This is a genomic window from Hymenobacter sp. DG01 (genome assembly GCF_006352025.1).
Lineage (GTDB): Bacteria > Bacteroidota > Bacteroidia > Cytophagales > Hymenobacteraceae > Hymenobacter.
Genome location: NZ_CP040936.1, coordinates 2,674,591 through 2,690,318, shown reverse-complemented (window position 1 = coordinate 2,690,318; position 15,728 = coordinate 2,674,591). Strand labels below are relative to the sequence as shown.

Below are 15,728 nucleotides of genomic sequence, written 5' to 3'. Positions count from 1 at the left end.
GCGGCGGGTTTCGCTAGGCATCCGTTTTCAGCAGCACCAGCTGGGCCTTGTCGGCGGCGCTGATTTTGCGGCGGAACTCCAGGTAGGCCGGGTACTCGGTGCGGGCGAAGCGGGTGCGGGGCAACTGCAGATGCCGGATGTACTGAATGGTACCGTCGGGCAGGGTCTGGAGCTGGCTGGAGTAGGTACCGAACGGAGTGCTAAGCTGCACCGGGGCCGGCAGCTGCTCGGGCCGCAGGCTGGCGGGCAGGTGCAGGCGCACGGTATCGGTGTGGGTGAGAGCATGGTCCAGCCACAAGTCCGTCTGCCGCTCGCCCACAGTGCCCGCCGGTGCCGACCAGCGGCTGAGCAGGTTGGGCGTCAGAAACACGCGCCGGCCGCTGGGCGGGGCCAGGGCGGGCAGGGTCAGGGCCAGATTTTCCGTCAGGCCGGGGATGGCCGCGCCGGGCGGGGTAGGCCGAAAAGCCACTTTAGTCAGCGTGAAGTTGGCCAGGGGCAGCCGGTTGCTGATGTGCTTTTTCTGCTCGGCCGGGTCCAGGTTCGGCAGCTCCGATACGGCATCATACTCCAGGCCGGTGCGCAGCGTGCGCAGGGTGGCCGTGGCGTTGCCCTGGGCATCGAGGTACACCTCGGCCCGCCGCTCGCGCCGGTTCTCCGGGGCTCCGTAGCGGGGCGTGGCTACCAACCGGCCGCCCTCGGGCAGCAGCAGCAGGGCGTGGCGGTTGCCCGTAAAGCCCCCCATGTACCCGAACGGGTTGCTCTGGCTGGTGCATTCCAGCCACACGGTATCGGGACGGGCGCTTTTGGCCAGGGGCACGCACAGCACCACATGGTTGAACTGGGAGCTGGGGAATTCCGTGCGGATGTCCTGCTCGTCGGAGCCGGCGCGCACCAGGGCGGCGTGCGCCGTGATGCCCGCCGCGCCCAGCAAGGCTTTGCAGTAGTTGGTCAGGGCCTTGCAGTCGCCGTAGCCGTTGGCCGCTACCGAGGCCGCCGGAAACGTCTGCCAGCCCCCGAGGCCCAACTGAATGGATACGTAGCGGGTGTTGGCCTGCAGAAACTCATACACCTTCCGGATGCGGGCCCGTTCGTCGGTTTCGCCCTGCACCAGGGTGGCTATACGGGCCTGCAAGGCTGGGGGCAGAGCGTCGCGGCCGGCGTTCAGCTCGTAGGTCCAGCGGCTCAGGTCGGCCCAGGAGTTCAGGCGGCCGGCGTGGCCTTCCACCTCAAACTCGGTGGGGGCCGTCAGCACAGTGGGCGTCACGTCGGCCACTGAGGGCGCATCGGGCTCTTCCTCGCGGGCAGTCAGGTCGTGCACCTGCCACTCATACACCTCCTGGCTGCCCTGGGCACGGGGGGCTTGGGTGGTGCCAGGGGGTAGGCGCAGCTCCTGGTAGCGCAGTTTCAGGCCTGCGGGCATCAGCACCTTAAACGAGGCCTGCTCCACGCTCAGCTGCTCCACCGGCTGGGGGCGCCAGGTAGAGTAAAACAGCGGGTTATCCGACACCACCTCGTACTCAAACTCCACGGTGTAGGGGTAGGAAGGCTGACTCAGGTCGGCCACGCGGCCCCGGGCGTCGGTAGCCAGGCTGAAGCCATCGGAGAGGCTGATGTCGTGGATGTCGGCGGCGCGCAGCTGGCGCAGCAGGCGGCCGTCGGCATCGTACACACTGCCCCGGAAGTAGCTGATGCTGTTCAGCGAGCTGTAGTACACCAACTCCGTAGCCCAGCGCGCCCCGGCCTCATCCAGCACCGTTACCGCCCGGCGCACCGTTTCCACCGTGCGCCCCACCGATTTTACCGTCAGGGTTTCCTCGTGGCGGCGCACCACGGCGTGGGCGTTTTCGCGCAGGGGGGCCGGTAGGGTAGCCACCGCATACTTAGGCGCGGGGCCGTAGGCGGCATGGGCCGGGCCGCCGAGCAGCAGGGCCAGGGCCGTGGTGCAGCCGGCGGCCAGGGGTAGCAGAAACGTGCGCATCAGGCTTTCTTCTTCAGGACCAGCTTTTCGCCCTGCTTAGTGATGACGTGGGTAAAGAACTCCCGCAGGTAGGCATACTCTTCGGCTGAGTACACCGGCCGCACCAGGCTCATGCGGCTAATAATCTGGAGGGTGCCCGCGCCGGGCTGCACGTTGTAGATAAAGCGGCCCCCACCTTCCGGCAGTTCCACGGCCAGGCCTTTCGGAGTTTCTTCCAGCTCGTAGCCGGCCGGCAGCTTGATGTTCACCATGATGGTTTCATCGAGGGCCGTGCCGAAGTCCACGGGAAAACGGCGGTCTTCGTGCAGGAAGGGGTTCTTATCGGTGCCGAAGTAGCGCAGCGGGTTCAGGTAGATGGTACCCACGGGCGTGTCGCTGCCAGTAGTCGCGAAGTCGTATTCCAGCGTTAGGGGCTTATGGAAGATGTCGCGCTCCTTGAAGGTGTACTTCGGGATGCTCCAGCCTTCGTGGCCAGTCGTCATTTCTTCCACGTACTTTTTCTCGCCCAGCTTGCGCAGCTTTTCGCGCTGGTTCAGGGCCAGGTAGCCACCGTGCTCCTGGTGCACCTGTCCGCTCATGCCGCCCTTCTCGTCCACGGTCAGGTTGATCTGGCGGTAGGTGAGCAGGCGGTCGGCGGGCTTGAGCTCCACCCAGCGCGACTCTTCGGTTTTGCTCATCACCAGGCGGCCTACCCCGTTGAGGCAGCGGTAGGGCAGCATGCCGCAGGGAGCCATTTCCTCGGTGGCATCCACTAGCATCTCCTTGCCTTCGGGCAGGGCTACGTGGGCAAGCACGTAGTTAAAGCGGCTGAGCAGGGGCACGTTGGTTTCCATGCGGCCGTGGCTGCGGGTACTGAGTACCACGGGGTTGGCCTTCAGGCCGGCTTCGCGCAGGGCCGCAATCAACAGCAGGTTCACGTCGGCCGACGACCCGGATTTCTGGTCGTAGATGCGACGTAGGTTACCCGAGGACAGCAGGCCGTTGTTGCCGTTGTACTTCACGGCGCTGCGCACCAGGTCATGTACGGCCGCAACGCGTTGGGCCGGCTCGGGATGCTTGGCCACCAGGGCCGCCACCTGCTCCTTCAGGAAGCCGCCGCGGCTGAATTGAGCGCCAAAGTTGTCCTCGTTGAGCAGCTCCCGGTCAATTTTGTCCCAGGAGTTGGCCACTGGCTTGTAGGGCTGCTCGGGCCACTTGATGCCGGCCAGCTCGAAGTCAATCTTTGAAACGTAGTCGTCGGTGGTGGTCATGTAGGGCTCCTCACGCATGGCCGGCACGTTTTTCATGGCCCAGCGGTAGTTGGTTACGCGCGGGGTCACGACCGTGGAGCCCCCCGATTCCCGCTCGCCCGTGCGCACATCCATGCTCGACGACCACCGGATGGAGTACTGGGTCACGCCTTCGTTGCGCTCCTGCACTTCCAGGGGCTCGTAGCCCTGCATCAGCATTTTGTAGTCGAAGTACTCCGGAATGGCGGCGCGGTACTCGCTCCAGCGCACCGGAATGTCTGACTGAAACGACCAGTCCTGGAAGTTGAAGGTAAACTCCGAGGCCACGGTGTAGGTGAACTCAATGATGGAGCCTTCCCGCACGTTCGGCATCGTGAACTTGCGGATGTTCACATTAGGGGAGCTTACCTCGCGGAAGACGGACTCAGAATTGAGTTTTTCCTTCACCACCTGGCCGTTCACCAGATTGTAGGTGAAGCCGCGCAGGCCGCTCATCTTTTCCTCGGTGGTGCCGCGGTGGTAGAGGGGCACTTTCACGGTAGCGTACTCGTAGCCGGCTTTCTTGAGAATTTTGATGCGGGCCACGCGTTCAAAAATCACCCGGAACTGCCCTTCGTTATAGTCGAAGATGGAGCGGCCAAAGTCGCAGAGCACTACGGCCGGAGCGGCGCTGTCGGCCACGAAGTTTTGCCCGGTCAGGTCACGCTCGTCAATTTTGCCAAACTTAATGGGCTCGGCCTGCGCCTGGGCCAGCGACACGGCCGCAACGCTGCAGATGCCGGCCAGAAACAGTCGGCGGAGTAAAGGTTGCATCATACCAACAGGGGTAGAATAATTGAAAAAATGTCAGAAAGAGGATGGTCGCTTTTCGGCGTAGCAGCCGGAAAGCAGAGAAAATAAGAAGCCGGGCCTACAGGAAAAAGGACTAATGCCGGAATATCACTATTCGGCGGAAGCGAGCCAAGCCCGTTGAAAGATTTATTGACGGTGCAGCACGATGGGCTCGGCGAGCTTGGCCAGGGCGCGGGTGTATAGCTCGCGCAGGGCCTGGTATTCCTCGGCCGGGTAGCGGGTTTTGGCCAGGTGCAGGCGGCCCGTAACGGTGAGCGTGCGCGGATTGGGCTGGCTTACGTTGAAGATAAACCGCCCCCCGTTGTTCGGCAGAGTAAGGGTAGTGCCCGTCGGCAGCTCGGTGGCGGCGTAGCCCTCGGGTAGCGTCAGCTCCACCATGTACTCCAGGCGCCGCTCGGTGGGCATGTCCACGGGATACAGGCGGTCAGCGTGCAGGAAGGGGTTAGCCGGTACGCCCAGCTGCGCCACGGGCCGCACGTAGAGGGTGGTGGCCGGGGCCTCGGCGCCGGGCAGGCGCGCGTTCAGCGTAAGCGCCACGGGACGCGTGAGGTCATCGGCAGTGGCCTCGGCCTTGTCGATCTGCCAGTCGGGGTGGGCCTTTTGCCACTGCTGGCGCAAAGCTGCCAGGGCCTGGCGGTTTTCGGTGGCGGCGTAGCCGGCATACTCCTGGCGCACGGTGCCCTGCAGGCTACCTTTGGCATCGAGGGTAAGGCGGGCGTGAGTGTAGCGCAGGTGAGAGGCAGCGGGAGCCAGGGAAACCCAGCGCCCGGCCGGCCCCAGCAGGCGGCCCTGGCCGTTGAGGCAGTGCTCGGGTAGCAGCTCCGGGGGGAGGGTAGCATCGGTGGCATCCAGCAGCAGCTGCTTGCCGCCGGGCAGGGCTACGTGGGCCGCTACGTAGTTGAGCTGGCTAAGCACGGGCAGCTCGGTTTGCACCCGGCCGTGGCGGCGGGTGCTCAGAAGCAGGGGCTGGGCCTCCAGGCCCGCCTCGCGCAATACCCGCACCAGCAGCAGATTGATTTCGGCGGCGTTGCCCTGGCGGGTTTCCAGTACCTTTTTGGGGGAGTTGCGTGCGTACAGGGAGGCAGTACCCGAGTAGCCCACGGCCTGCAGCACCAGCTGGCGGGCCGCCGCGGCCCGAGCAGCTGGGTCCGGAATGGTACGCAGGGCGGCAGCCCCGTCGGCCAGCGGTGAGTCGCGCTTCAGGTACTGGCCAAACTCTTCCTGTTCCAGCAGCTCCTTTTCAATCTGGGCCCAGGTCCCGATAACGTAGCTTGGTTCGCGGTTGGGGTCGAACTGAATGCGCTCCAGCTCGAAATCCACCCGGCTCAGGTAGTCGGTTTCTGTGGTCAGGAAGGGCTCTTCCCGGAAGGCCGGAATATCTTTCTGCACCCAGCGCCGGGTAATGGCCTGAGTGGAAATAGAATAGGAGCGCTCCTGCAGGCCTGCGTGCCCGCCGAAGGAATCCTGCACTTTCTCGCGGTAGCCGGTGGTGTAGGGCGCTGAGCCGGTTTCGTTGATGGCAAAGGGCCAGTAGGTGTGGCTCAGCTCCTTATACACGAAAAACCCCGGAATCTGGACCCGGTACTCGCTCCAGCGCACCGGAATTTCCTGCTGAAACTGCCAGTCCTGCAGATTGAACAGGAAGGGCGAGCGGATAACATAGGTAAACTCCAGAATGGAACCCTCCCGCACATTGGGCAGCGTGAAGGCGTATTCGTCGAGGCGCTCATTGAGCTTGCGGCTGAATACGGCCTCGGTGCGCAGCGGCTCCTTGGTCAGCTCCTTGCCCGCCAGATTATAGGTGAAGCCCTTGAGCTGCATAATCTGCTCCCTGCGGCCGTCTTTGGGGTCGTGGTAGAGCACCACCCGCACCGTGGCGTGCTCATAGCCCGGCCGGCGCCGGATTAGCAGGCGGGCCGTGCGCTCGAAGCGCAGCTCAAATCCCTCCTGTGCCCCCTGAATTTTGGATTGACCAAAGTTGCAGAGAACCTCAGCCGCCGCCGAATCGGGGGCGGGACGGGCCAGCACCTCGGCGGCTTCTTTTGCATCGAGCTTGCCAAAACGGATAGGTAACTCCTGGGCCCGCATCAGGGCGGGCAGTGCGAGCAGCAGGCTGCTCAAAACCCCGCGCCGAATGGCGGGAGCATTATACGTAAACATCAAACCAATAATAAACGGCTTCGGATAAGCGGCTACCCGGGGTAGCACAACAGTAAAGCTATTGAAAAGCTGTTGAGCTGCCAAGTCCTACCCCACCTCCGGGGCCGAAACCCGCTGGTGCCGCAGCAGGTAGAGCAGGGCCGCCAGGACCATTAGGGCACTTAGGCCGTGCACAAGGGGTAGGCGGGCGGGCTCATTGGCGTAGAGCCAGCCCGCCAGCAAGGCGCCCAGGCCAATACCGGCTTCGAGGGCTATGTACATGGTAGCCACAGCCCGGCCCCGGCGCTCGGGGTGGCTCAAATCTACCGTCCAGGCGTAGAGGGTGGGGGAGTTGAGGCCCGTAGCCAGCCCGAACAGAATGGCCGAGCCCAGAAACAAGGGCACTGAAGTGGATAAGGCCATTATAACCAGCGCAAAGGCCATCAGGGCCGAAGAGCCAATAAGCACCGGCACGCGGCCGTACTTATCGGAGGCGTTGCCGGCCAGCAGGCGGATGACCAAAGAGGCACCGGTGTAGCAGGTGTAAAACAAGCCCTTGCTGCCGTGGGTGAGGCCCAGCAGGCGGCTCTGGTCAGGGATGACGGTGAGCACCGCCCCGAACGGAAACAGGCACAGCAAGGTCACCAGGGCCGGTTTCAGTACCCGGGGCTCCAGCACCTCGCTCCAGTCCAGGCGCAGCAGGCTCCAGCTAAAGCGCTGCCGTTGGGCTTGGGGCAGGGTTTCCGTCATGGTGCCCTGCACTACCAAACTCAGCAGGGCCAGGCCCGAGGAGCAGTAGAACATGGTGTTCAGGGAAAACTGCTCGGCCAGGAAGGAACCCAGCATGGGCCCGCCGGCCATGCCCAGGGAGCCGGCTACCCCCAGCAGCCCCATAGCCTCGCCCCGGCGGGCGTACGGAATGATGTCGGCAATGAAGGCGGCGGTACCGGTGGGCTTGAAGCCCGTGCTGAAACCATGCAGCAGCCGCAACCCCAGAAAAGCCGCTACCGTGGCCGTGAAGGGGTAGAAAAATCCGCACACGAAGCACACCAAAGAGCCAAATACCATTACCGGAATGCGGCCCACCGTATCGGCCAGCTTGCCGCTGAACGGGCGCGAAAGGCCGGCCGTGAGCGTAAACAGGGCAATGATGAAGCCTTTGTACTCGGCCCCGCCCAGGCGCGTGAGGTAGTCGGGCAGCTCGGGCAGGAGCATGTTGAAGCTCATGAAAAAGAGCAGCGACGAAAGGCACATCAGCCAGAAGCCGATGGTATAGACGGGGGTAGCAGGAGTGGCGGAAGGAGCAGCGGGAGCAGACATGGAGGGCAAAGGTAGCCCCGGAAGCTTCGGGCGGCGTATAAAACGTGGTTTCGGCGGAGCAGGAAGTAAAATGCCAAAATTCTTTCGGAGAAAAATTCTCCACTAGAGCTAACCTCTGGTGTACCTTGCCGGTATTACATCCATCACTCACACATTATCAGGTATGGCACAAGATCAGCAGAATCAAGCGCAAAACGGCCACTCCGCCGCTTCCAGCGACGCCATGTCGGGAACCGGCACGGCCGTGACCGGCACCGGTTCCTCGTACGACCAGCGCACGGCCAGCGGCGAGGATGCTAACACCCTGACCACCCGCCAGGGCCACCCCGTCACGAACAACCAGAACCTGCGCACCGTGGGCAACCGAGGTCCGGCTACGCTGGAAAACTATCAGTTTCTGGAGAAAATCAGCCACTTCGACCGGGAGCGGATTCCGGAGCGGGTGGTGCACGCCCGCGGCGCCGGTGCCCACGGTGTGTTTGAGGCCTACGGCAAGGTAGGCGACGAGCCTATTGCGAAGTACACTCGCGCCAAGCTGTTCCAGCAGGCCGGCAAGCAAACGCCCGTGTTCGTGCGCTTCAGCACGGTAGGCCACGGCGGCCACTCGCCGGAAACCCTGCGCGACCCCCGCGGCTTCGCCGTGAAGTTCTACACCGAAGACGGTAACTGGGACCTGGTAGGCAACAACCTGAAGGTGTTCTTTATCCGCGACGCCATCAAGTTCCCCGACCTGATTCACTCCCAGAAGCCCGACCCGGTAACTAACCGCCAAAGCGGGGAGCGGATTTTCGACTTTATCTGCAACACCCCGGAGGCCATGCACATGGTCACGTTTCTGTTTTCGCCCTGGGGCATTCCGGCCAACTACCGCCAGATGCAGGGCTCGGGCGTGAACACCTACAAGTGGGTAAACGACAAGGGCGAAGCCGTGCTGGTGAAGTACCACTGGGAGCCGCTGCAGGGCATCAAGAACCTGACGGCGCCGGAAGCCGAAGCCATTCAGGCCAAGAACTTCAACCACGCCACCCAGGACCTGTTCGAGCACATTGCCAAAGGCGACTTCCCCGAGTGGGAGCTGTGCGTGCAGATCATGAGCGACGATGAGCACCCGGAGCTGGACTTCGACCCGCTCGACGACACCAAGATCTGGCCCCAGGATCAGTTCCCCTTCCTGCCCGTGGGCAAGATGACGCTGAACAAAAACCCCGAGAACTACTTCGCCGAAGTAGAGCAGGCTGCGTTCGGTACGGGTGTACTGGTAGATGGCCTCGACTTCTCAGACGACAAGATGCTGCAGGGCCGCACGTTCTCGTATTCGGATACCCAGCGCTACCGCGTGGGTGCCAACTACCTGCAACTGCCCATCAACGCGCCTAAAAAGCACGTAGCCACCAACCAGCGCGACGGTCAGATGACCTACCACGTTGATTCGGCTCCGGGCCAGAACCTGAGCGTGAACTACGAGCCTTCTTCATTGAGCGGCCTGAAGGAAGCACCCCGCACCTTCCCCGACCATACGCCCCGCTACGAAGGCCGCCTGATCCGGGAGAGCATCGACCGCACCAACAACTTCAAGCAGGCCGGTGAGCGTTGGAACCTGCACGAAGACTGGGAAAAGGACGACCTCATCAACAACCTGGTGGGAGCCCTCACGGATGCCGCCCAGGTGATTCAGGACAAGATGGTTGACCTGTGCACCCAGTGCGACGCGGAGTACGGCCGCCGCCTGGCTGAAGGATTGAAGCAAGCCAAAGCCGGCAAAACGGCCGAAGGCGGCAACCAGTACAACGACGCCAAGAGCTCGGAAGCTGCTCAGCAAGCCGAGAAAATTGCGCACGAAGCCAAACCGTACTAATCAACTCGGTTAACAACAAAAAAGCCCCGACCATACTGGCTAGGGCTTTTTTGTTGCCAAATGTAGTATGGCTACTTATCGGGAACCTGATTTTCAACTGCGGCTGAGTCGGTGGTTTCTGTATCCGTTCCTTCTTCGTCGGTCTTATATAAGTCAGCATCCTGATCGGCGCTGTCAGATTGGGTAGCTGCAGGCGTTGGTGTGGGGTTGGTAGCCGACTCGGGGGTAGGGGTTTCTTCCTCAACCAGCAGGGTGTCGGGCTGGATGTCGGTGAGGGAAGGGGCCTGGGCGGTTTCCTCTTCGGCTTCCGGCTCTTCATTCGGGGCCTGGCGGGTGGGAGCAGAAGCCGCCGCGAAGTGGGTGCTGACAAAGCGCGCCACTCCCCACACGGCCCCGCCTATGCCGCAAATGCCTACTATCACCAGCAGCACCCGCGGCCACTTAATACGCCAGGAGTCGCGGGGAAGCAGGTTGCCGGCCGCCGGGCGGGTAGGGGGCACCGACGTATTGCGCACCGGAGGCTTAGCGGGGGCAGTTGCCGCAGGTGTGGGCCGAGTCACCGGCGCGGCGGGGGTAGCGGCAGCCACCGGCTCGGGCTGGCGCTGCAGCTGCTGAATCAGGTGGCTTAGCTGCTGAATACGCGCGTCCAGCTCCTGGTTACGCACCGCCGACTCCTGCTGGGCCGCCCGAATGGCTTCTTCCAGGCGGTTTTTCTCCTGGGTTTCGGCAGCCAGGCGGGCCTGTAGGGCGGCTACCTCGGCGGCCGGGCCGGGTGCCTGCGTGAGCTGGGCCCGCAGCTGCTCGATGCTTCGCTCCCGCTCAGCCTCACGGGCTTCCATTTCCTGGCGCTGCTGGGCCAGCTCAGTGCGTACCTGTTGGCTGAGCTGCTCCAGGCGGTGCATTTCCTGCTCACTGGCGGCCACGGCCTCAGCCGCCGAGCCGTAAGGCGCGTCGTGCGGAATGTCCTCGGCCCCCAGCCAGCGCCACAGTTTGCGTGCTTTTTCCTCCCAGTAGCTGCCACCGTCGGGTTCAGGCTCGGCGGAGGGGTAGGGGGGCGCCGGCGTGTCGGCAAGGGTTTGGGCCCAGGTCAGCAGCGCATCAGCGGGAAGGTCGATTTCGGGGTTGCTGAGCTGGCGCAGGCGGCGCGGCAGTTGGTGCAGATCAGCCAGCAGTTGGAAGTTTTCGGCCCCGGGCTGGCGGCGCAGGTAGGTTTCCACTCCCGGCCCGAACTGCACGGGACCGGCAAATAGCACCACTCCGGTAATCAGCTCCGGCTGCACCTGCGCGGAAGTGAGCTGGGCGCTGAGCCACCTCGCCACAGCTTCCTGCTGCCGCAGAAACTGCTCGAGGGGGTTAGCGGCGTGATCATCGCCGTGCAGGGTGTAGGCGCCCAGCTGCCAGGCCCCGTCCTGCTGATTGGGAATGTCGAGCAGGCCACCTTCCGGCACAAAGAGCAGCACCGTGATGCTGTGAGGGCGCACTACCAAGGCATCTACTACCTCGCCTTCCACCTCAAAGTTGCTGAGCAGCAACGTCGGGAAGGCGGTGGGCTCGGCTTCCAGGGCAGCCTGTACAGCTACGTACTGAGCCTGGCGGGTGGTGTCATCGAAGGCAGAAAACGGGATGCTATGCAGCATAGGGAGTGCAAACGGGCCGCTACCTGCGCAAGCCCAACGGATATGTACGCACAAGGAAGAATTGGTGCCGTAAAGTAACGCTCTTCGGCATACCAGCAGTACGCGGTAATTCGGCCGCGGCGCTCCCTGGAGCAGCTCAACGCTATACCTCCCGCCAAAACCGGCCGTACACTACCCCTGCACCCAACCCGAAGTCATCATGCCATTGCACCACGAACTAGACAAAAAACTCAGCAAGATTTACGAGCCCAAGGCCACGATCAATGACGTGTTCAAGGGCTATGACATCACCTTCCTGACCAACGAAAATGGGGAGCCCGTAACCCTGTTTTTCGGGAAGCGCCGTCCCGATGGCAAGATTGTAGGCGAGCGGTTTACGCGCACCATCAAGCGCGAGCCGGGCAGCATGGCTGTTAAGCACAGCCACTGGGACAACCAGGGCAAGATTATGAATGCGTAGGGGTAGGGCAGGCCTGGCTTGCCCTATTGCTTGCTCGGCCGCTATTTACTACCCCCTCTGCTCTGCCAAAACGGCGGCCGGCGCACTCCGGCCCGAAGTGTGCCGTATAGCTGGGGTATGGCTCGTTCTGATTCCTTCTTCTCTACCATTTCTGCCAAGAAGCCCCGTCCCGATGGCAAGCCTGCCCTGACGGTGCGGGAGCGGTTTTCGGCCCTCAAAAATCTGCCGGAGTTTCTGCGCCTGATCTGGCAGACCAGCCCCGCCCTGACGCTGGGCAATGTGGCGCTCCGCCTGCTGCGGGCGGCCCTGCCGGTAGCTATGCTTTATGTCGGGCAACTCATCCTCGATACGGTGGTGCAGCTCAGTCGCCAACCCGCGGCGGAGCGCCTGCTCACGCCGGTGCTGACGCTGGTGGCCCTGGAGTTTGGCCTGGCCATTCTGTCCGATGCCCTGGGTAGGGGTGTGGCCCTGCTCGACTCATTGCTGGGCGACCTGTTTGCCAACCAGACCTCGGTGCGCCTCATGCAGCACGCCGCCGAGCTGGACCTAGACCAGTTCGAGGACAGCGCTTTTTACGATAAGCTGGAGCGGGCGCGCCGCCAGACCCTTTCGCGCACCGTGCTCATGGCTCAGGTGCTCAGCCAGGCCCAGGACTTTATTACCATGGTGTTTCTGGCCGTGGGCCTGGTAGCGTTTAACCCGTGGCTGCTGCTGTTGCTGCTGGTGGCGGTGGTGCCGGCCTTCCTGGGCGAGTCGCACTTCAATGAGCGCAGCTACTCCCTGGTGCACGGCTGGACGCCCGAGCGGCGCGAGCTGGACTACCTGCGCCAAACCGGCGCCTCCGATGAAACGGCCAAGGAAGTCAAGATTTTCGGGCTGTCGGGCTTTCTGATTGACCGGTTCCGGACCCTTTCCGACGAGTTTTACCAGCAGAATAGGTCGCTCGTGATTCGGCGGGCGGGCTGGGGTACGTTCTTCGCAGCGGTGGGCGCGGCCGGTTACTACGCTGCCTACGTGTATATCATCAGCCAAGCCGTGCGCGGGCAGGTGAGCATTGGACAGCTTACGTTTCTGGCCGGTTCCTTTGGTCGGATGCGAGGCTTGCTGGAAGGTATTCTGAGCCGGTTTAGCGCCGTGGCCGAGGGCGCCTTGTACCTGCAGGATTTCTTTGACTTCTTCCACCTGCAGCCCCGTATCCGCCGCGACGAGGCGCAGCCGGTGCGGCCGTTTCCAAGGCCTATCCGGGAAGGGTTCAGGTTCGATAATGTGGGATTCAAGTACCGCAATGCCGAGAAGTGGGCCCTGCGTAACCTCAACTTCACGCTGCAGGCCGGCGAGAAATTGGCGCTAGTGGGCGAAAACGGCGCCGGCAAGACTACCCTCGTGAAACTGCTGGCCCGCCTCTACGACCCCACCGAGGGCCACATTCTGCTGGATGGCCATGATTTGCGCGAGTACGACCCCGCCGAGCTGCGCCAGGAGATTGGAGTGATTTTTCAGGATTTCGTGCGCTTCCAGCTGCCGGCGGGACAGAACCTGGCTGTGGGCCGCATCGAGCAGAAAGACAACCAACCCCGCATTGAGCAGGCCGCCGCCCAAAGCCTCGCCGACTCGGTTATTGCCAAGCTACCCCAGGGTTACGAGCAGATGATTGGCCGGCGCTTCAATGGGGGCGTGGACCTGAGTGGGGGCGAATGGCAGAAGATAGCCCTCGGCCGCGCCTACATGCGCGACGCCCAGCTGCTCATCCTCGATGAGCCCACCGCTGCCCTCGATGCCCGCGCCGAATACGAGGTATTTCAGCGTTTCAAGGACCTGACCCAGGGCAAAACTGCCGTGCTCATCTCGCACCGCTTCAGCACCGTGCGCATGGCCGACCGGATTCTGGTCATCGAAAACGGGCAGTTCGTGGAAATCGGGAGTCATCCTGAGTTGCTGGCCCGCGGTGGCCGCTACGCCGAGCTGTTTCAGCTGCAGGCCGCCGGGTATCAGTAGGAGGGTAGCAGGCCCGCGCCTATCTTGGGCGCATGTCCGTTGAATACATTTTCTGGGCGGAGCTGCCCACCGATGCCTCCTTTGATGCCCTACCCCAACTTTTGGCCGAAGTGCTGGAAGATGACGCGGCCGGGTTTGCCGCCGACCTGCGCTACCAGCAAAGCAAGCAGCCGGTGCAGGCGTGGCTGGCCTTTGCCGGGGGCAAGCTTGTAGCCTGTAAGCTGGGTTACGAGCGGAAGCCCGGGAATTACTATAGCTGGCTGGGTGGGGTACACCCTGCCCGGCGGGGCCAGGGCCTGGGGGCTGAACTGATGCGGCGGCAGCACGCCTGGTGCACGGCAAATGGCTACCGAAGCATCCGCACCCAAACCTTCAACCGCTGGCGAGCCATGCTGATACTCAACCTGCGCTTCGGGTTTGATATCGTTGGGACGGTGCAGGGGGGTAGGGGCCTGACGCTGGTGCTGGAAAAGCAGTTTTTGTAGGCGGAAAAGGGCCCAATTTCATGCTGGCGGGGGGTACGGAGAAGTATCATAATTTTACCTCTAACTAGCAGGCCCAAAGCACACTAGGTTTCGTATTTTAGGAACGTCATCCTCCTAATCCTTCCGGGCCTATGAAATTGCTCTCTACCCTGCTGGCCAGCGGCGGCCTGTTGCTGTCCGGGTGCCTGATGTCGCGCGAGGCGCGGGTGGAATCCGATTACAGCTACGCCGGCCAGTTTCGGCGCTACCGCACCTACGAGTTTATCAGCGGCGAAGGCATCAACTCCGATACCAGCCGCCTGGGTGAGGCCGTGCGCGACGCTATCCGGACCCGCCTGAAAATCCAGGGCTACCGCTCCTCCCGGCGCCGCCCCGATCTGCTGGTGAACTTCCGCCTGTTCGAGGGCGACATGCGTTTCCGCGGCTACAGCCAGGACGACTTCTCGAAGTGGGTGAAAAACGGCAGCACCGAGGATGAGGACACGCCCGCCGATGCCCGCCAGGGCTACCAGCCCGTGCGGCTGCTGCTGGCGGAAGGCACGCTGCTGGTTACCCTCATTGATAACCGCACCAACCGCGCCGTCTGGAACGGGTACGCCTCTGGGGTGAGCGTGCCTTCGGGGCCGCAGGGAGAGGTAGTGCTGCGCCGCTCCGTGCGCTCCATCTTCGACCAGTACCACGTCTTCACCGAAGGCTTTCTGCAAGGCAACAACCCGCCCTCTTCCGAAGAGCAAGGCAACTAAGCGGCGCGGTTGGGCAGCCCGGCTCTACCCGCGCTGCTCCGGCCGGTTGCGCTCCTGAATCAGCTCAGCGGCAATGCTGATGGCTATTTCCTCGGGGGTGCGGCTATGGATGGGCAAACCGATGGGGGCCCGCACCCGCGCCAGCTGCTGCTCCGTAGCCCCCTCGGCCCGCAACGTGGCCAGCAGTTCCCGGATTTTGGCCGCGCTGCCCATCACGCCTAGGTAGCGCACCGGGTGGGTCAGCAGCTGCCGCAGGGCCAGCAGATCGGTGCGGTAGCCAAAGCTCATCAGGATAACGTATTGATGGGGCCCCGGCGGAATTTCTTGGGCCAGGGTGTCGTAGGCTACCGTGCGCTTGTGGTGGGCGTAGGGGTTAAGCTGATGCGTGTTCAGGTCAGGCCGGTCGTCGAGCACGGTCAGTTCCACATCCAGCAGGGCCAGCACCCGTGACAAAGCCAGCCCTACGTGCCCGCCGCCTACAATCGTGACCTGGTCCCGGAAGCCCAGGCGCTCGGTATATTCCCACACCGGGCCGGAGCGAAACGAGTAGCCCGTAGCGGCGGGCAGCAGTTGCAGCCCCTGCGCTGCCGAGAGCCGCAGCGCGCCGCCCGCGTGGGTCCGCAGCGCCTGCCCAATAGCCTCCACCGTGGGTAAATGGTGGGGGCTCAGCGGAAAAACCAGCACCCACTGCTCGCCGGAGCAAATCAGGCCCGAGCGGTCGGTGGCGGCTTCCTTGCGGTGAACCTGGTGGCGCAGGGCCGGGCTGGCCACGTCTTTCCCTGCCATACTGCGCGCCAGCTCCACAAATTTGTGCTCCATGATGCCGCCCCCAATGGAGCCGACCAGCTCCGTAGCCGTTACGGCCATCTTGAAGCCCTGCCGGCCGGGGCTGCTGCCCTCACTCTGAAGCACGCACAGCAGCACTACCCCCACCTGCCCGCGCAGGCAGGCTGCCGCGTGCTCCCACACCGGCAGGTCGCGGGGCAGGGCCGGGGTAGGCAGGAAGGCAGGGGGCACGGGGGGCATAACCAAAGC

The 15,728-nt window shown here is 63.3% G+C and carries 11 protein-coding genes; 5 read left to right on the top strand and 6 right to left on the bottom strand.

Annotated elements, in window-relative coordinates; genetic code table 11:
* Window positions 1-13 precede the first annotated feature (13 nt).
* The 4 genes from FGZ14_RS11335 to FGZ14_RS11320 form a co-directional block, all read right to left on the bottom strand.
* Window positions 14-1,978: a DUF3857 domain-containing protein gene (locus FGZ14_RS11335; RefSeq protein WP_139924337.1), complete on the bottom strand. Its 1,965-nt coding sequence runs from the start codon at window positions 1,976-1,978 to the stop codon at window positions 14-16.
* On the bottom strand, window positions 1,978-4,023 hold the full coding sequence (locus FGZ14_RS11330) for a DUF3857 domain-containing protein (RefSeq protein WP_139924335.1): 2,046 nt from the start codon (window positions 4,021-4,023) through the stop codon (window positions 1,978-1,980). Before FGZ14_RS11330 ends, FGZ14_RS11335 begins: the two co-directional genes overlap by 1 nt.
* A 162-nt stretch (window positions 4,024-4,185) precedes the next feature.
* Window positions 4,186-6,219 (bottom strand): transglutaminase domain-containing protein, encoded by a 2,034-nt coding sequence (locus FGZ14_RS11325; protein ID WP_139924332.1) that lies wholly within the window; start codon window positions 6,217-6,219, stop codon window positions 4,186-4,188.
* Window positions 6,220-6,306: 87 nt separating this feature from the next.
* Window positions 6,307-7,518: an MFS transporter gene (locus FGZ14_RS11320; protein WP_139924330.1), complete on the bottom strand. Its 1,212-nt coding sequence runs from the start codon at window positions 7,516-7,518 to the stop codon at window positions 6,307-6,309.
* Window positions 7,519-7,741: 223 nt separating this feature from the next.
* Here FGZ14_RS11320 and FGZ14_RS11315 point away from each other — a divergent pair, with 223 nt between their 5' ends.
* Window positions 7,742-9,373 (top strand): catalase, encoded by a 1,632-nt coding sequence (locus FGZ14_RS11315; protein ID WP_180754615.1) that lies wholly within the window; start codon window positions 7,742-7,744, stop codon window positions 9,371-9,373.
* Window positions 9,374-9,444: 71 nt separating this feature from the next.
* Here the strand turns inward: FGZ14_RS11315 and FGZ14_RS11310 are convergent, their stop codons facing one another.
* Window positions 9,445-11,010 (bottom strand): hypothetical protein, encoded by a 1,566-nt coding sequence (locus FGZ14_RS11310; RefSeq protein WP_139924327.1) that lies wholly within the window; start codon window positions 11,008-11,010, stop codon window positions 9,445-9,447.
* A gap of 199 nt (window positions 11,011-11,209) precedes the next feature.
* Between FGZ14_RS11310 and FGZ14_RS11305 the strand changes: the two genes are divergently transcribed.
* The 4 genes from FGZ14_RS11305 (at window position 11,210) to FGZ14_RS11290 (ending at window position 14,693) form a co-directional block, all read left to right on the top strand.
* Complete coding sequence (locus tag FGZ14_RS11305; protein WP_139924323.1) at window positions 11,210-11,470, top strand: hypothetical protein; 261 nt, start codon at window positions 11,210-11,212, stop codon at window positions 11,468-11,470.
* 117 nt (window positions 11,471-11,587) lie between these two features.
* The gene (locus FGZ14_RS11300) at window positions 11,588-13,465 is read left to right on the top strand and encodes an ABC transporter ATP-binding protein (RefSeq protein WP_139924321.1); all 1,878 of its coding nucleotides are present in this window, start codon (window positions 11,588-11,590) and stop codon (window positions 13,463-13,465) included.
* A gap of 32 nt (window positions 13,466-13,497) precedes the next feature.
* Window positions 13,498-13,950, top strand: coding sequence for a GNAT family N-acetyltransferase (locus FGZ14_RS11295; RefSeq protein WP_139924319.1), 453 nt, complete (start codon window positions 13,498-13,500; stop codon window positions 13,948-13,950).
* 131 nt (window positions 13,951-14,081) lie between these two features.
* Window positions 14,082-14,693 (top strand): DUF4136 domain-containing protein, encoded by a 612-nt coding sequence (locus FGZ14_RS11290; RefSeq protein WP_139924317.1) that lies wholly within the window; start codon window positions 14,082-14,084, stop codon window positions 14,691-14,693.
* A gap of 24 nt (window positions 14,694-14,717) precedes the next feature.
* Here the strand turns inward: FGZ14_RS11290 and FGZ14_RS11285 are convergent, their stop codons facing one another.
* Window positions 14,718-15,719 carry an XdhC family protein gene (locus FGZ14_RS11285; RefSeq protein ID WP_139924315.1) on the bottom strand — a complete coding sequence of 334 codons (1,002 nt, stop codon included), beginning with the start codon at window positions 15,717-15,719 and terminating at the stop codon, window positions 14,718-14,720.
* Between the last annotated feature and the right edge of the window lie 9 nt (window positions 15,720-15,728).

Bases quoted from the DNA above. Each gene is read 5' to 3' on its own strand.
- FGZ14_RS11325 (WP_139924332.1), bottom strand. From the start codon at position 6,219: ATGTTTACGTATAATGCTCCCGCCATTCGGCGCGGGGTTTTGAGCAGC.
- FGZ14_RS11295 (WP_139924319.1), top strand. From the start codon at position 13,498: ATGTCCGTTGAATACATTTTCTGGGCGGAGCTGCCCACCGATGCCTCC.
- FGZ14_RS11310 (WP_139924327.1), bottom strand. From the start codon at position 11,010: ATGCTGCATAGCATCCCGTTTTCTGCCTTCGATGACACCACCCGCCAG.
- FGZ14_RS11300 (WP_139924321.1), top strand. From the start codon at position 11,588: ATGGCTCGTTCTGATTCCTTCTTCTCTACCATTTCTGCCAAGAAGCCC.
- FGZ14_RS11320 (WP_139924330.1), bottom strand. From the start codon at position 7,518: ATGTCTGCTCCCGCTGCTCCTTCCGCCACTCCTGCTACCCCCGTCTAT.
- FGZ14_RS11315 (WP_180754615.1), top strand. From the start codon at position 7,742: ATGTCGGGAACCGGCACGGCCGTGACCGGCACCGGTTCCTCGTACGAC.
- FGZ14_RS11290 (WP_139924317.1), top strand. From the start codon at position 14,082: ATGAAATTGCTCTCTACCCTGCTGGCCAGCGGCGGCCTGTTGCTGTCC.
- FGZ14_RS11285 (WP_139924315.1), bottom strand. From the start codon at position 15,719: ATGCCCCCCGTGCCCCCTGCCTTCCTGCCTACCCCGGCCCTGCCCCGC.
- FGZ14_RS11330 (WP_139924335.1), bottom strand. From the start codon at position 4,023: ATGATGCAACCTTTACTCCGCCGACTGTTTCTGGCCGGCATCTGCAGC.
- FGZ14_RS11305 (WP_139924323.1), top strand. From the start codon at position 11,210: ATGCCATTGCACCACGAACTAGACAAAAAACTCAGCAAGATTTACGAG.
- FGZ14_RS11335 (WP_139924337.1), bottom strand. From the start codon at position 1,978: ATGCGCACGTTTCTGCTACCCCTGGCCGCCGGCTGCACCACGGCCCTG.